Here is a 15,108-nt window from a genome sequence, read left to right on the forward strand (position 1 = left end):
TTACTTCTCCCGCGCGCGCTCGGCCGCTTTCTCTTCGCGCCAGGCTTCGTCGTTCTTGCCGACGCGCCAGTAACCGGAGATCGACAGCAGCTCGCGCCGCACGCCCCGCTCGTCGAGCAGGTAGCGGCGCAGCTCGCGGACGAAGCCCGCCTCGCCGTGCACGAACGCCTGCACGACGCCCTCGCGCCACGGCAGGGCCCGCACCGCCGCGGCGACGTCGCCGCCCGACGCGCGGTGCAGCCAGGTGATCTGCGCGTCCGCCTTCGTGACCAGCGCCTGCTCTTCGCTCTCGTCCTCGACCAGGATCACGGCGTGCGCCGAGACGCCGGCCGGGAGCGCCTCGAGCGACGCCGCGATGGCCGGCAACGCGCTCTCGTCGCCGGCCAGCAGGTGCCAGCCGGCGTCGGCGCCCGGCGCGTACCCGCCACCCGGGCCGGACAGCAGCAGCTCGTCACCCGGCTTCGCCGCGGCCGCCCACGGGCCGGCGATGCCTTCGTCCCCGTGGTGGACGAAGTCCAAGACCAGCTCGCCGGCCTGCGGGTCGAACGCCCGCACCGTGTAGGACCGCATCCGCGGCCACTGCTCGCGCGGGAGGGTGGCCCGGATCTCCTGGACGTCGAACGGCTCCGGGTACTCGACGCCGGGGACCTTGAAGAGCACCTTGACGTAGGCGTCGGTGCAGGCGTTGGGCGTGAAGTCCGCGATGCCCTCACCGCCCGCGACGATCCGGATCATGTGCGGGGTGAGGCGCTCGGTGCGCAGCACGCGCAGCTTCACCGCGGGCCGTCCGGACCGCCGGGGTGCTTCGGCCATCGGCCATCTCCTCGTTCAGGTACTAAGGCTTACCTAACTCACCCTACTCGCCAGACGCGCCTCCGGGCCATCCGGCGGGTCGAGTTCTTCCAGCATCCGGGCGAACGCGACCGCCGTGCGCGCCCGGAACCCGAGGAAGAACCGGTTGGCGAGCGGCACGCCCCAGCGTCCCCGGGTCGCCGCGTCGACCACCCGGTGCTCGACGCGGGCGCCGGCCGGATCGGCCGTGACGCGGTACTCGCCGCGGTACCACCAGCCACCCTGGACCGCGAGGAACCCCCGGTCGCGATCGACCTCCGTCCGCATCGGGTAGCCGCCGCCGGTCACCCGGCGCAGCACCTGCTCGAACACCTCCGCCGGGGGTCGCGCGACGACCCCCGAAGCCTCCGCAAGCGTTTTCACCCGCGCGGATCCGAGACGCGGGTGTTCTGGAACGCCGTGACCAACCACTCGCCGTCCTCCTGGACCAGCGCGAAACCGACGGTGGACGCACGGCCCGCGTCGGTGGTGTCGCCACCACCGAGCGAGGAGCCACCGCCGACCACGGCGATGGCGACGTCCGGGCGGACGAACCGCACCTTGGTCTCGGCGCCGAGGTTCCCGGTCAGCTTCGAGCCCTTCAACGGCCCTTCGAAGAGCGCGCGATGCCCGCTCTCGATCGCGGCGCGACCAGGCATGTTCAGCCCGAAGAACGTGATGTAGTCCGCGTCTTCGGTGAAGAGCCGGCCGTACGCGGCGGCGTCGCCGTCGTTCCAGGCCTGCGTGAGCCGGTCGAGCACGGCGCGGACGTCGGCTTCGGCGGTGGTCGTGGTCATGAGATCCCCTTTGCGAACGCTGTTCGTCTTACGAACACCGTTCTACATACGAACGCCGTTCGCGTCAAGTACAGTGTTCGTGAACAGAACCCCGGAGGTGCTCGTTGACCGTTCCCCCGCCGCCGTGGCGCCGCGCCCCGCGCCGCCGCGCCGCGAAACCCGCGCTCTCGCAGGAGCTCGTCGTCAAGACGGCGCTCGAGATCCTGGCGGAGGAGGGCTTCGACGCGGTGACGATGCGCCGGGTCGCGCAGGAGCTGGAGACGGGACCCGCGTCGCTCTACGCGCACGTGTCGAACAAGGACGAGCTGGCGGAGCTGATGCTCGACGCCGTCCTGGGCGACCTGCCGCTGCCGGCACCCGACCCGGCGCGCTGGGACGAGCAGGTGAAGGACCTGGTGCGGGCGCAGATCCACGCGATGGTCGCGCACCCGGGCATCGCGCGGGTGGCCTGGAACATCGCCGTGCCGGTCAACCCCAGCGCACTGCACCAGGGCGAGGCGATGCTCGCGCTGCTGCGCGCGGGCGGTCTCGATCTCAAGCAGGCGACGTTCGCCGGGGACGCGCTTTCGCTCTACGCCAAGGCATATGCGTACGAGGCGAGCGGCTGGACGTGGGGGGAGATCGACGCCGACGACGTCTCCGAGCGCGGGAAGCAGATGCTGGCTTACATGCAATCGCTGCCGGCCGACGCGTTCCCGAACATGCTGCGGATGGGCGAGTTCTTCAGCGCCGAGACCGCCGCCGAGCGGCTGGACTTCGCGCTCGACGTGTTCCTGGCCGGCCTGAAGGTGGTCGCGGCCAGGAACACGTGAGCGTCAGGGGACCAGGACGATCTTGCCGCGCGTGTGGCGCTGCTCCAGCTCGAGGTAGGCGTCCTGCACCTCGGCGAGCGGGTAGACGCTCGCGATGGGCACCTCCAGCAGGCCCTTGGCGATCAGCGTCGCCAGCTCGCGCAGGACGTCCGACGTCGACGCGGCCATGCTGCCCTCGGCCTTGACGTTGTACTTCTCCGCCGCGGCGAAGTCGATGATCGTGTCGATCCGGCCCGCGTACACGCCGAGCCGCAGGGCCAGGTCGACGTAACCGTCGCCGTAGGTGTCGATGAACGCGTGAACGCCGTCCGGCGCGGCCTTCTCGATCCGCTCCTCGACGCCCTCGCCGTACTCGACCGGCACGACGTCGAGCTCGCGCAGCCACGCGTGGTTCGCTTCGCTCGCGAGGCCGATCACGGTGGCACCGGACAGCTTCGCCAGCTGGACGGCCAGTGAGCCGACGCCGCCCGCGGCCCCCGAGACGACAACCGTCTCGCCTTCGCGCGGGTAGACCGCGCGCACCGCGGCGTACGCGGTGGCGCCGGCGACGTACAGCGAACCGGCCGCCTCCCACGAAACGCCGTCGGGGCGCGGCGTCAGGTTCTCCGCCGGCGCCACGACGAACTCCGCCTGGCTGGACCGGTCGTGGACGAAACCGATGACCTCGTCGCCGACCTCGATCTCCTCGACGCCCTCACCGAGTTCGGCGACCACGCCGGCGAAGTCGCTGCCCTGGCCCGCCGGGAAGGTCGCCGGCCAGCGGTCGTGCAGCAGGCCGCGTCTGATCGAGATCTCTCCGGGGTTGATCCCGGCCGCGCGGACCTCGACGAGCACCTGGCCCGGTCCGGGCACCGGGCGCGGAACGTCTTCCACCCGCAGGACGTCCACATCGCCGTACTCGCCGAACCTGATCGCGCGCGCCATGGGCCCTCCTCCAACGTTGTTGCTTGATGCAAGTAACAACGTGGGCCGGAGATTTATGCCCGGGAAGATCAGCGGCCGGTTCGCAGGCGGGCCGCGCCGTCGAGCAGTTCGCCCACGGTCCGGCGGGCCGGGGCGCTGTCGGCCGAGGCCGGAGCGGCGATCGCGAGCAGGTCGTCGTCGAGGCGGAGGAAGTCGGCCAAAGCCCGCTGCGCCGCGGTCAGCGAGCCGAGCCCGGGCGGAACCGGGGGTTCGAGATCGCCGTCGGCGGCCCGGTCGAAGGCTTCTTCGTCGCGTTCCCAGTTGCCGTAGGCGGCCAGCCAGGCGAGGTAGAGCGGGCGGAGATCTCCGCCAGCGAGCTCGGCGCGGACTCCGGCGATCTCCGGCAGCAAGGTCTCGGGGTCGTAGTCGATGTCATCGGTGTCGCCGGTGTCGTCCTCGCTGATGAAGTCGACCACGACGAACTCGCCCGCACACGCGATGTCGAGATAGCCATCCGCGTGGTGATCCTCGACGACGCCGGGATCGAGCAGGTCGCCCGGCAGGCGGAGCATCACGCGGCGGGTACCCCAGTCGGCCAGGTACAGGTGCGCGTCGTAGTAGCGCTCGACCAAGAGGCGCGGATCGCCCTTGAAATCTCCCCAGTGGTACTCGTTGGCGAAGCGGGTGGCGGTGATCGTCGCCCGCGTGGACAGCGACCGGACCTCAGCCTGTTCCGCGCGGCTCAGCGGGCGGTCGATCGCCAGGAACTCGTAGTACTGGTACTCGCTCACTACCTGTCCGTTTCCTCCGTGACGGTGAACGGCCGCGCCCGGAAATCCGACTCGTCGCCCAGGTGGATGAACAGCCACCCCTCGATCGTCTCGTCGTCGGCCAGGACCGCCCACCCGCGTCCACTGACCTGGTCGCCCTCGTCGACGCCTTCCCAGGTGAATTCGAGACCCGGCCGGCCATCCCGGTCGGCCGGACGGCAGTCCAGGTTGCCCTCGACGGCGACGAACCCGAGCTGTCCGGTCCCGTCCTCGGCGAATTCGATGAAACCCGGACCGGCCAGGTCGACCGCGTCGCGGTCCCAGGCGCTCATTTCCACGATCCGCCACCGGCCGAGCAACGCCACCGGCTCAGCCCGCGAGCCGGCGGACCACGCCGTCGGCCAGCAGGCGGCCGCGATCGGTCAGGACCGCGCGGCCGCGGGAGTCCAATGCGGACGGATCGAGCAGGCCCTCCGCCGCCGCCGCGCGGGCTTCCGCCAGGCCCGGCTCGTCCAGGACGTCCAGCGGCAGTCCTTCGGCGACGCGCAGTTCGAGCATGATCCGCTCGAGGTGCTGGTCGTCGTCGGTGAGCACCTCGCGGCCGCCCGCGGGCGAGTCGCCGTCGGCGAGCAGGGCGGCGTAGCGCGCCGGGTGCTTGACGTTCCACCAGCGCACCCCGCCGACGTGGCTGTGCGCGCCCGGGCCGGCGCCCCACCAGTCGTCGCCGCGCCAGTAGGCGAGGTTGTGGCGGCAGCGGGCGGCGTCGGTCGCCGCCCAGTTCGACACCTCGTACCAGCGCAGGCCGGCCGCCGACAGGGTCGCGTCGATCATCTCGTAGTCCGCGGCCAGCACGTCGTCGTCCGGCGCTGGCAGCTCGCCGCGGCGCACCCGGCGGGCCAGCGCGGTGCCCTCCTCGACGATCAGCGCGTACGCCGAAACGTGGTCGACCCCGGCGGCCAGCACGGCCTCCAAGGTCGCCTGCAGGTCTTCGCGACGCTCGCCGGGCGTGCCGTAGATCACGTCCAGGTTCACGTGCTCGAACCCGGCCGCGCGCGCTTCGGCGGCGGCCTTCCCCGGCCGGCCGGGCGTGTGCACGCGGTCGAGGATCTTGAGCACGTGCTGCGCCGCGGACTGCATGCCCAGCGACACCCGCGTGTAGCCCGCCTCCCGGATGCCCGCGAAGAACTCCGGCGACGTCGACTCCGGGTTCGACTCGGTGGTGACCTCGGCGCCGGGCGCGAGGCCGAAGACGTCGCGGACGGCGTCGAGCACCGACCGGAGCCCGTCGGCGCCGAGCAGGGACGGCGTTCCGCCCCCGACGAAGACCGTCTCCGCGGCGGGCGGCACGACCAGCACCTTCGCGGCCAGCTCCAGCTCCCGGCGCAGCCCTTCCAGCCACGACTGCGGCGACGAGCCGGAGTCCAGTTCGCCCGCGGTGTAGGTGTTGAAGTCGCAGTAGCCGCAGCGGGTCGCGCAGAAGGGGACGTGCACGTAGACGCCGAACGCTCTGCTGCCGAGACCCTTCAGCGCGCTTTCCGGCAAGGCCGGGTCGATCGGTGTGGCGGGGTCGGGACGCAGGTCGGGCACCCTCCGATTCTCCACCCCGCCACGGCCGGACCCCCGCCGAGGGCCCGTTCGGGTCAACGCCGTTCACCGGGCCGCCGGGCCGGGGGCGAGATGGGAGCGGCTGCGCTGTCCGGCCCCCACCCGGCCCGGCCGTCGGGCGGTTGACACCGGCCGCGGCGGCCGATGCGCAGGTCGCAGGGCCGCCGGGCGGCGCATTCTCCCTGGTTAGTGACCCTTCTCCCACGATCCGGACGGGCCTGGACCACATTGTGGACGCGTGGCACGCTGAGCGGGTGACTTCTGCCGGTGTTCTCCTCGTGGCGCGCCGCCACGTCGACCTCCTGCGGGTCGCCAGTGCCCTCTGCGTGCCCGTTCGCTGACGCCCGATCACCACCACCTGCCACGAACCTGGACAGCGGCGTCGGAGGGAATGTGTCTTCGCGTCCTCCGGTGCCACGAAAAGCCTCTCGGAGGACGCCCCCATGGCCTCGCCCACGCGTGATAACCCCGCCCGCCCCGCGCGCGCCAAGCAGAAGCGCGGCGAAGGGCAGTGGGCACTCGGTTACCGGGAGCCGCTGAACCCGAACGAGCGGTCCAAGAAGGACGACAACCCGCTGAACGTGCGGGCGCGGATCGAGAACATCTACGCGCACCGCGGGTTCGACGCCATCGACCCCGGCGACCTGCGCGGCCGGTTCCGCTGGTTCGGCCTCTACACCCAGCGCAAGCCCGGCATCGACGGCGGCCGCACCGCGACGCTGGAGCCGGAAGAGCTGGACGACCGCTACTTCATGCTGCGCGTCCGGCTCGACGGCGGCGCGCTGACCACCGAGCAGCTCACCGTGCTCGGCGAGATCTCCCAGACCCACGCGCGCGACACCGCCGACATCACCGACCGGCAGAACATCCAGTACCACTGGATCCGGATCGAGGACGTCCCGACGATCTGGGACAAGCTCGAGAAGTCCGGCATGACCACGATGGAGGCCTGCGGCGACAGCCCGCGCGTCATCCTCGGCTCGCCGGTCGCGGGCATCGCCGCCGACGAGGTGATCGACGGCACGCCGGCGATCGACGAGATCAAGCGCCGCTACATCGGCGACCCGGCGTACTCCAACCTGCCGCGCAAGTTCAAGACCGCCATCTCCGGCCAGTCCGACGTCGCGCACGAGATCCACGACATCGCGTTCGTCGGCGTCAACCACCCCGAGCACGGCCCCGGCTTCGACCTCTGGGTCGGCGGCGGCCTGTCCACCAACCCGATGATCGGCCGGCGCCTGGGTGCCTGGATCCCGCGCGACGAGGTCCCGGACGTCTGGGAAGGCGTCATCTCGATCTTCCGCGACTACGGCTACCGGCGGCTGCGGGCCCGCGCCCGGATCAAGTTCCTGGTCAAGGACTGGGGCGCCGAGAAGTTCCGCCAGGTGCTGCAGGAGGAGTACCTCAAGCGCGAGCTGATCGACGGCCCGGCGCCGGAGACCCCCGCCGCCCCGATCGACCACGTCGGCGTGCACCCGCAGGTCGACGGCAAGTTCTACGTCGGCGCGGCGCCGATCGCCGGACGCGTCTCCGGCGGCACGCTCGTCGCCGTCGCCGAGGCGGCCGAGCGGGCCGGGTCGCACCGGGTGCGCCTGACCCCGCAGCAGAAGCTCGTCGTGCTCGACGTCCCCGAGGCGCAGGTGCCCGCGCTGCAGGCGGAGCTGGCCGAGCTGGGCCTCGACAGCAACCCGTCGCCGTGGCGGCGCGGGGTGATGGCCTGCACCGGGCTCGAGTTCTGCAAGCTCGCCATCGTCGAGACGAAGGCCCGGGCGCAGCAGCTGGTCGCCGACCTGGAGAAGTCGCTCGCCGACATCCAGGCCCAGCTGGACACCCCGGTCAGCGTGCACCTCAACGGCTGCCCCAACTCCTGCGCGCGGATCCAGACCGCGGACATCGGCCTCAAGGGCCAGATCGTCACCGACGCCGACGGCAACCAGGTCGAGGGCTTCCAGGTGCACCTCGGCGGCGGCCTCGGCCTCGACGCCGGGTTCGGGCGGAAGCTGCGCGGCCACAAGGTGACCGCGTCGGAGCTGACCGCGTACGTCGAACGCGTCGTGCGCGCCTACATCGCCGGACGTGAGCCCGGCGAGCGGTTCCCGCAGTGGGCCGCGCGTGCCGAAGAGAGCGTCCTGCAGTGACTTCCACTGAACGAGCGGCGCCGTACTACTGCCCGTACTGCGGCGACGAGGACCTGCGCCCGGAAGAGAACGGCGGCTGGCTGTGTTCCGCCTGTCGCCGGGTTTTCTCGGTGAAGTTCCTCGGACTGTCCCTTCCGGAGGTGTCCCGATGACCGCCACAGCCGACTACAAGACCCTCGCCGAACGCGCTTCGAAGGAGCTCGCGGACGCGACCGCGGACGAGGCGATCCGCTGGACCGTCGAGACGTTCGGCGACGACTTCATCGTCGCGTCCAACATGCAGGACGCCGTGCTGATCGACCTCGCCACCAAGGCGAAGTCCGATGTGGACGTTCTGTTCCTGGAGACCGGGTACCACTTCGCCGAGACGATCGGCACGCGCGACGCGGTGCAGGCCGTCTACCCGAACGTGCGCATCGTCAACGCGCAGGCCGAGCAGAGCGTCGCCGAGCAGGACGCCGAATACGGCGAGAAGCTGCACGACCGGGACCCGACGCTGTGCTGCAACCTGCGCAAGGTCGTGCCGCTGCGCAAGACCCTGGGCCGGTACTCGGCGTGGATCACCGGCGTCCGGCGGGTCGACGCGCCGACCCGCGCGAACACCCCGATCGTCACCTGGGACGACCGCAACGGCCTGGTGAAGATCAACCCGATCGCGGCGTGGACCGACGACGAGTTCAACGGCTACATCGCCGAGCACGGGATCCTCGAGAACCCGCTGGTGTCGATCGGTTACCTCTCGATCGGCTGCGCGCCCTGCACGGCCAGGGTCGAGCCGGGCCAGGACGCCCGCAGCGGTCGCTGGGCGGGGCAGAGCAAGACCGAGTGCGGACTGCACGGCTGATGTCAACCACCGAGGGACGCATGACGACACTGGAACCCGCGGCCGACGCAGCACAGGACAACCTGGCCGCCCTGGAATCCGAAGCGATCCACATCTTCCGGGAGGTGGCCGGCGAGTTCGACCGCCCGGTGATCCTGTTCTCCGGCGGCAAGGACTCGACGCTGCTGCTGCACCTGGCGATCAAGGCGTTCTGGCCGGCGCCGGTGCCGTTCCCGCTGCTGCACGTCGACACCGGCCACAACTTCGACGAGGTCATCGAGTTCCGCGACCGCGTCGTCGAGCAGCACGGGCTGCGCCTGGTCGTCGCGAAGGTCCAGGACTGGATCGACGACGGGCGCCTGGAAGAACGCGCCGACGGCATGCGGAACCCGTTGCAGACCACGCCGTTGCTCGACACGATCTCGGAGAACAAGTTCGACGCCGTGTTCGGCGGCGGCCGCCGGGACGAGGAGCGCGCCCGGGCCAAGGAGCGGATCTTCAGTCTCCGCAACGCCTTCGGCCAGTGGGAGCCGCGCCGCCAGCGGCCCGAGCTGTGGAACCTGTACAACGGCCGGCACCGCCCGGGTGAGCAGGTCCGCGTCTTCCCGCTGTCCAACTGGACCGAGGCGGACGTCTGGAACTACATCGCCCGCGAGAAGGTCGAGCTGCCGTCGATCTACTACGCGCACCAGCGCGAGGTGTACCTGCGCGACGGCATGTGGCTGGCCGAAGGCCCGTGGGGCGGCCCGCGGCCGGGCGAAGAGGTCACCGAGCGGACCGTGCGCTACCGGACCGTCGGCGACGGCTCGTGCACCGGCGCGATCGAGTCCACCGCGAGCACCGTCGACGAGGTCATCGCCGAGGTGTCCGCCTCGCGGCTCACCGAGCGCGGCGCCACCCGCGCCGACGACCGGATGTCCGAGGCGGCCATGGAAGACCGCAAGCGTGAGGGGTACTTCTGATGTCCAGCCTATTGCGGCTCGCGACGGCGGGCAGCGTCGACGACGGCAAGTCCACGCTCGTCGGGCGCCTGCTCTACGACACGAAGTCCGTGCTGGCCGACCAGCTGGACGCCGTCACGCGCGCGTCCGTCGACAAGGGACTGTCCACACCGGACCTGTCCCTGCTCGTCGACGGCCTGCGCTCGGAACGCGAGCAGGGCATCACCATCGACGTCGCCTACCGCTACTTCGCGACGCCCAAGCGGTCGTTCGTGCTGGCCGACACGCCGGGGCACGTGCAGTACACGCGCAACACCGTCACCGGCGCGTCCACCGCGCAGCTGGCCGTGCTGCTGGTCGACGCGCGCAAGGGGGTCATCGAGCAGACCCGGCGGCACGCGGCCGTGCTGGCGCTGCTCGGCGTGCCGCAGCTGGTGCTCGCGGTGAACAAGATCGACCTCGTCGGCTACGACGAAGCCGTGTTCACGGTGATCGCCGAGGAGTTCGCCACGCACGCGGAGTCACTCGGCTACGAGCGCGGTTCGGTGCTCGCGATCCCGGTGTCGGCGCTGGAGGGCGACAACGTCGCGTCGCGCTCGGACCGGACGCCGTGGTACTCCGGCCCGAGCCTGCTGGAGCACCTGGAAGAGGTGCCGGTCGCGCCCGACCCGCACGACTCGGCGCTGCGGTTCCCGGTGCAGTACGTCATCCGCCCGCGCACGCCCGAGTACCCGGACTACCGCGGGTACGCCGGCCAGATCGCCGCGGGCACGGTGCGTCCGGGTGACGAGATCGTCGTGCTGCCGCAAGGCATCCGCAGCCGTGTCGAGCGGATCGACACCGCCGACGGCCCGCTCGACGAGGCCGGCTCCGGGACATCGGTGACGCTGCTGCTGGCCGACGACATCGACATCTCCCGCGGCGACCTGATCGCGGCCGCGGACTCGCCGCCGGAGGTGACCGACGAGATCACCGGCACGCTGTGCTGGCTGTCGTCGAAGCCGCTCAAGCCGGGCGCGCGGGTGCTGGTCAAGCACGGCGCGCGCACGGTCCAGGCACTGGTCGGCGAGCTGCACGCGCGGTTCGACGAGCAGAAGCTGGCCAGCGTGGCCGGGCCGGCTTCGCTGGAGCTGAACGACATCGGCCTGGTCACCTTGACGCTGGCCGAGGAGCTGAGCGTCGACGACTACGGCGTCAGCCCGCGCACCGGCGCGTTCCTGGTCATCGACCCGAAGGACGGCGACACCCTGGCCGCCGGTCTGGTGGGTGAGCGGTTCTCGTGACCCCGCCCCTGGTCGCCGTCGCGCACGGCAGCCGCGACTCCCGCTCGGCGTCGACCGTGCGGGCTCTGGTCGACGTCGTGCGCGCGCGGGCGCCGGAGCTGCCGGTGCACGAGTCCTTTTTGGACCTGTCGGAGCCACGGGTCACCGATGTCCTGCGGGAGCTGTACGCGGCCGGGCACCGGACGGCGGTCGTGGTGCCGTTGCTGCTGGGCAGCGCGTTCCACGCCCGCGTCGACCTGCCGGTGCTGGTGTCGTCGGTGACCGCCGAGTGCCCCGGTTTCCGCGTCCAGGTGTCGGACGTCCTCGGCGCGGATCCGGCGTTGGAGGCGGTCGCCCTCGATCGGCTTTCCGCAGCCCCTCGACGGCGTGGGACGGGTGTGCTGCTGAGCGCGGTCGGCTCGTCCAACGCCTCGGCGAACGCGGTCGTGAGCGGTTTGGCCGCGCGCTGGGAGTCGCGACTCGGGCTCCCGGTGAGCGAGGCGTTCGCGAGCGCGACCCAGCCGGACATCCCGGCGGCCGCCGCGCGGCTGCGGGACCGCGGCGTGCAACACCTGATCGTGGCGTCGTGGTTCCTGGCGCCGGGCCTGCTGCCGGACCGGATCGCCCGTTTGGCCCGGGAGGCGGACCCGGGCGCGTTCCTCGCCGCACCGCTGGCGGACGACCCGCGCGTCGCGGACGTCGTGATCGGCCGGTACGCCACCGCCGTCACCGAGCTGCTGCGCGCCGGAGCGCGCGTCTAGGCCACGCTGAGTGCGCCGGAACGATCATCCGCGAAGATCACCACCGCCAAAAGGCGAGTCTTATTCACATTTCTGTCACCCACCGTGCCTGGGAACGGTAAATCCTTGACGTGCTAGTTAACTTGCCGGTAACTATCTAAGCGCTGCGCAGCTCTCGTTCCTCCCCTCCAAAACCGCAGGTAGGTGGATACAGATGAAAGCGCTTCACTTTTCCCGGCTGGCTGCTCTGACCGCGGCCGCGGTTCTCCCGCTGGCCCTCGCCGCCCCGGCCCAAGCCGCCACCACTATCGCCTTCGACTGCCAGGCCGACGCCCCGATCATCGGGCCGCAGCAGGTCTCGCTGAACCAGGACGCCGACGTCACCGCGCCCGCCACCGTCGCGCCCGGCGCCGCCTTCGACGTCGTCATCGACCCGGCACCGAACGAGGTGCCCGGCGAGGTCGCCGGGAACACCGTGAAGAACATCAACACCTTCGCGCTGAAGTTCCCGATCCCGGCCAACTCCACCTACGTCGGCGCCGACCTCGCCGGCGGCTCCGGCCTCGGTTCCACCGCACCGGCGATCGCCGTCTCCGGCGGCGTCGCGACCCTGAGCTTCCCCGGCCCGATCGCCGGCGGCGCCACCTTCGAACTGCCGACCATCACCGCGCACCTGACCGCGGGCGCGTCCGGCACCATCGAGACGAAGCTGTCCGGCACCAGCTACAGCGACCCCGGCCTGACCTTCAAGGCGGTGGCTGGCACCTTCATCGGCGACATCACCGCGCCCACCGCCTGCTTCCCCAACCCCAGCCCGGTCTTCACGACGACGACCATCGGCTGACACCGCGTGAAAGGCCACCCTGCGGACGGCGAACCGTCCGTAGGGTGGCCTCATGGGTACGAACTCGCAGAAGTCAACATCGCCCGCATGAAAGCACCGATCGACGACCCTCCTCCCTTGCCCCCACCACCGCCCTCAACGGAGGCGCTTCGCGCCGCAGTGCTTGCTTGACAAGGATTTCGTCGACGCGCTCGAGCCCGTCAACGCCCTCGCCGACGCCGCACCGGGATTCGTCTGGCGGCTGCAGACCGAGGACGACAACGCGATCTCGATCCGCGCCTTCGAATGGGACGTGCGCGGCACGTCCGGTCTCCTGATCAACATGTCCGCCTGGACGTCGGTGGAGACCTTGGCCGCCTTCACGTATTCCCCCGGTCACCTGGCGATCCTCAAGCGCCGCCGCGAGTGGTTCCACCGGGTGAAGGACGTGATGACCGCGCTGTGGTGGGTGCCGGCCGGCTACCGGCCGACACCCGCCGACGCCGAAGAGAAGATCAAGCACCTGCGCGTCCACGGGCCGACGCCCGAGGCGTTCACGATGAAGCAGCACTTCCCGCCCCGGACGCGGCCGTCGTCGAGGTCCGCGAAGGCGACCCGGACTGGCTCTGCCCGGCCTGAGTCAGGGCAGCAGCAGTCCCCAGTAGAGGGCCCACGGCAGGAAAGCGACACCGGCGGCCACCGGGAGCACCCGGCGGCCGGCCGGTTTCGCCACCGTGAAGCCGAACGCCACCACCGTCGCGACGGCCAAGGCCTGCAGGGCCAGCCACGGCAGCGGGCGGCCGAGCAGCACCGGCCCGAAGTCCTTCATCCCCGACGCCTGCGCCCAGCCGAGCAGGGCGAGGAACCCGGCGACGGTCACCAGGCCGAGACCGCCCAGCCAGCGAGCCCGGCGGACCAGCGCGACCACGAACCCGGCGAGCAGCACGAGCAGCACGATTCCCTGTGCCCACACCGATTCCCACCACGCCAGCGGCACGAGCGGCTCGGTCGGCCGCTGGGTGAACGACGGCGTCTCGACGTGCACACCGCGCCGATCGGCCAGCCACGCCGCGACGGCCGCGGGATAACCCGGCACGACGCGTGGCAGCCGGTCGAACCCGGCGTCGGTGGTCGCGTAGAGGTCGGGACCGCCGTCGGCGACGAACCGGATGGTGTGGTCCGGGTTCGCGCGCAGGGCGTCGGCGAAGATCCGCGAACTCTCCACCGGCGCGTGACTGACGTCGAAGTCGCCCCACAACGCCAGCATCGGCTGCTTCAGCCGTTCGAGCACCGGCACCGGGTCGTAGTACGCCTCGGGGAACAGCCCGGCGCCGACGGCGAAGCGGGTGCCCTGCACCGGCAGCGTCCGCAGCAGCGAACCCGAGATCCCTTGGTGGCGCAGCACATTGCCCCAGTACCACGACGTCTGGCGGCCGCCGCCCATCCCGGCCGAGCCCTCGGTGATCACGTACGAGACGGCCGGCGAACGCGTGGCGGCCAGCGGCGCGACCCAGCCGCCTTCGCTGACGCCCCAGACGCCGACGTCCGCCGGGTCGACCCCCGGCTGGGTGCGCAGCGCGCCGACGGCCGCGATGAGGTCGTCGGCCAGCACGCCGTAGTCGCGGCTGGTCTTCGAGTACCCGACCGTGCGGCGGTCGTAGACCAGGGTGGTGACGCCGAGGCGGGTGAACATCTCGACCTGCACGCGCAGGTCGTCGCGCACCTGCCAGTCCGAGCCGCCCTGCAGGACGATCGCGGACTTCGGCGGGCCGGCCGGGCGGAACACCGTGGCGTGCAACGGGATCCCGCCGGCGCCGGTGAAGGTGAGGTCGTTCGGTGGCTGGGCGGACGCCGTTCCCGGCGTGACCGCGCCCAGCAGAAGGACCACGGCAGCGAGCCGCGATTTGCCCCAGGGCAGCATGAAGTGTTCTCCTTGCTTCGGGAGATCGTGAGTGGTTTTCCGTTTCCTGGGTGCCGAGTGGCCGCTCGGCACCCAGGGCCTTTCCCGGTCAGTCCAGGCCGGCCTCCTTCTCGGCCGGCGCGGGGAACGCGAGCAGCCGCGTCTCGACCCGGCGCGCGTCGGGCGGGGTTTCGCCGTCCGGGCGCTGATAGCGCCGCAGCAGCGCGAGGTAGGCCTCGAAGAAGTCGGCGAGCTCCTCGAGGTTGACGCGGATGGCGCCGCGTGAGTACGGCACGGCGTCGGCCCATTCGCCCAGCTGGGGCCGTTCCCGCTCGAAGCGTTCGTACAGGTCGGTGTCCCCGGCGAGCCAGAGCCGGTGCAGCTCGCCGATCGCGGCCTTCGCCGGGTCGTCCTGGTCGCCGGGCGGCGGCAGGCGGACGTCGTGCTCGACCGCGCGCCACCAGCGTTCCCGGCCGCGCGCCCGCTCCGGGATCTCGGCCACGAAGCCGTTTTCCGCCAGCACGCGCAGGTTGTAGCTCGTGCCGCCGCTGGTGACGCCGAGCTGCTGGGCGAGTGTCGTCGACGTCGCCGGGCCGCCGGCCGTGAGCAGTTCGAGGATCCGCTGGCGCAGCGGGTTCGCGAGGGCCTTCAACGCCTTGAGATCGGCGGTCCGCGGTTCGGGCATACCGCCACCGTAGCCTTACACGAGTTTTCGTGCACGTATTTTCGTGCAAGTGCCCGGCGTCACAGCGGCCGCGTGGCC

At 71.4% G+C, this 15,108-nt stretch carries 18 protein-coding genes and 1 pseudogene; 10 read left to right on the forward strand and 9 right to left on the reverse strand.

Features of this window, described 5'->3' with window-relative positions; all coding sequences use genetic code 11:
* Genes OHS18_RS17930 through OHS18_RS17940 form a run of 3 tightly spaced genes read right to left on the reverse strand, consistent with a single transcriptional unit; the run spans position 1 to position 1,628 of the window.
* Entirely contained in the window at positions 1–813 is an 813-nt protein-coding gene (locus OHS18_RS17930; RefSeq protein ID WP_328451136.1) for a siderophore-interacting protein, read from the reverse strand.
* Between the two features lie 33 nt (positions 814–846).
* Positions 847–1,215, reverse strand: coding sequence for a hypothetical protein (locus tag OHS18_RS17935; protein WP_328451134.1), 369 nt, complete (start codon positions 1,213–1,215; stop codon positions 847–849).
* A complete protein-coding gene (locus OHS18_RS17940; protein WP_328451132.1) occupies positions 1,212–1,628 on the reverse strand; it encodes an SgcJ/EcaC family oxidoreductase in 417 nt (138 codons plus the stop codon). Before OHS18_RS17940 ends, OHS18_RS17935 begins: the two co-directional genes overlap by 4 nt.
* A 104-nt stretch (positions 1,629–1,732) precedes the next feature.
* On the opposite strand from OHS18_RS17940, the gene OHS18_RS17945 reads away from it, so the two are divergent.
* Positions 1,733–2,440, forward strand: a complete 708-nt coding sequence (locus OHS18_RS17945) for a TetR/AcrR family transcriptional regulator (RefSeq protein WP_328451130.1) — start codon at positions 1,733–1,735, stop codon at positions 2,438–2,440.
* A 3-nt stretch (positions 2,441–2,443) separates the two neighbouring features.
* On the opposite strand, the gene OHS18_RS17950 is transcribed toward OHS18_RS17945, so the two are convergent.
* The 4 genes from OHS18_RS17950 to hemW form a co-directional block, all read right to left on the reverse strand.
* Positions 2,444–3,364 (reverse strand): NADP-dependent oxidoreductase, encoded by a 921-nt coding sequence (locus OHS18_RS17950; protein WP_328617816.1) that lies wholly within the window; start codon positions 3,362–3,364, stop codon positions 2,444–2,446.
* Between the two features lie 68 nt (positions 3,365–3,432).
* Complete coding sequence (locus tag OHS18_RS17955) at positions 3,433–4,134, reverse strand: hypothetical protein (protein ID WP_328617817.1); 702 nt, start codon at positions 4,132–4,134, stop codon at positions 3,433–3,435.
* Positions 4,134–4,445, reverse strand: coding sequence for a hypothetical protein (locus tag OHS18_RS17960; protein WP_328451124.1), 312 nt, complete (start codon positions 4,443–4,445; stop codon positions 4,134–4,136). The genes OHS18_RS17955 and OHS18_RS17960 overlap by 1 nt, the downstream gene beginning before the upstream one ends.
* Positions 4,446–4,482: 37 nt before the next feature.
* On the reverse strand, positions 4,483–5,700 hold the full coding sequence (gene hemW / locus OHS18_RS17965) for a radical SAM family heme chaperone HemW (RefSeq protein WP_328451122.1): 1,218 nt from the start codon (positions 5,698–5,700) through the stop codon (positions 4,483–4,485).
* 272 nt (positions 5,701–5,972) lie between these two features.
* Between hemW and OHS18_RS48570 the strand changes: the two genes are divergently transcribed.
* The 9 genes and pseudogenes from OHS18_RS48570 to OHS18_RS18005 form a co-directional block, all read left to right on the forward strand.
* On the forward strand, positions 5,973–6,059 hold the full coding sequence (locus OHS18_RS48570) for a putative leader peptide (protein WP_371827718.1): 87 nt from the start codon (positions 5,973–5,975) through the stop codon (positions 6,057–6,059).
* Positions 6,060–6,161: 102 nt separating this feature from the next.
* On the forward strand, positions 6,162–7,856 hold the full coding sequence (locus OHS18_RS17970; RefSeq protein ID WP_328617818.1) for a nitrite/sulfite reductase: 1,695 nt from the start codon (positions 6,162–6,164) through the stop codon (positions 7,854–7,856).
* Positions 7,853–8,008: an Insertion element protein gene (locus OHS18_RS17975; protein WP_247055118.1), complete on the forward strand. Its 156-nt coding sequence runs from the start codon at positions 7,853–7,855 to the stop codon at positions 8,006–8,008. Before OHS18_RS17970 ends, OHS18_RS17975 begins: the two co-directional genes overlap by 4 nt.
* Complete coding sequence (locus OHS18_RS17980; protein ID WP_328617819.1) at positions 8,005–8,700, forward strand: phosphoadenylyl-sulfate reductase; 696 nt, start codon at positions 8,005–8,007, stop codon at positions 8,698–8,700. The genes OHS18_RS17975 and OHS18_RS17980 overlap by 4 nt, the downstream gene beginning before the upstream one ends.
* Positions 8,701–8,720: 20 nt before the next feature.
* The gene (cysD, locus tag OHS18_RS17985; RefSeq protein WP_328451114.1) at positions 8,721–9,641 is read left to right on the forward strand and encodes a sulfate adenylyltransferase subunit CysD; all 921 of its coding nucleotides are present in this window, start codon (positions 8,721–8,723) and stop codon (positions 9,639–9,641) included.
* Positions 9,641–10,903, forward strand: a complete 1,263-nt coding sequence (locus tag OHS18_RS17990; RefSeq protein ID WP_328617820.1) for a sulfate adenylyltransferase subunit 1 — start codon at positions 9,641–9,643, stop codon at positions 10,901–10,903. The genes cysD and OHS18_RS17990 overlap by 1 nt, the downstream gene beginning before the upstream one ends.
* Positions 10,900–11,643: a sirohydrochlorin chelatase gene (locus tag OHS18_RS17995; protein ID WP_328617821.1), complete on the forward strand. Its 744-nt coding sequence runs from the start codon at positions 10,900–10,902 to the stop codon at positions 11,641–11,643. Before OHS18_RS17990 ends, OHS18_RS17995 begins: the two co-directional genes overlap by 4 nt.
* A 193-nt stretch (positions 11,644–11,836) precedes the next feature.
* Positions 11,837–12,466 (forward strand): cyclase, encoded by a 630-nt coding sequence (locus tag OHS18_RS18000; RefSeq protein ID WP_328617822.1) that lies wholly within the window; start codon positions 11,837–11,839, stop codon positions 12,464–12,466.
* Positions 12,467–12,629: 163 nt separating this feature from the next.
* A pseudogene (locus OHS18_RS18005) lies at positions 12,630–12,953 on the forward strand (DUF3291 domain-containing protein); the annotation flags it as partial.
* Positions 12,954–13,085: 132 nt separating this feature from the next.
* On the opposite strand, the gene OHS18_RS18010 reads toward OHS18_RS18005, so the two are convergent.
* Positions 13,086–14,366 carry an alpha/beta hydrolase family protein gene (locus OHS18_RS18010; protein ID WP_328617823.1) on the reverse strand — a complete coding sequence of 427 codons (1,281 nt, stop codon included), beginning with the start codon at positions 14,364–14,366 and terminating at the stop codon, positions 13,086–13,088.
* Positions 14,367–14,454: 88 nt separating this feature from the next.
* The gene (locus tag OHS18_RS18015; protein ID WP_328617824.1) at positions 14,455–15,030 is read right to left on the reverse strand and encodes an ArsR/SmtB family transcription factor; all 576 of its coding nucleotides are present in this window, start codon (positions 15,028–15,030) and stop codon (positions 14,455–14,457) included.
* Between the last annotated feature and the right edge of the window lie 78 nt (positions 15,031–15,108).

This window comes from Amycolatopsis sp. NBC_00355 (genome assembly GCF_036104975.1).
Taxonomy (GTDB): domain Bacteria; phylum Actinomycetota; class Actinomycetes; order Mycobacteriales; family Pseudonocardiaceae; genus Amycolatopsis.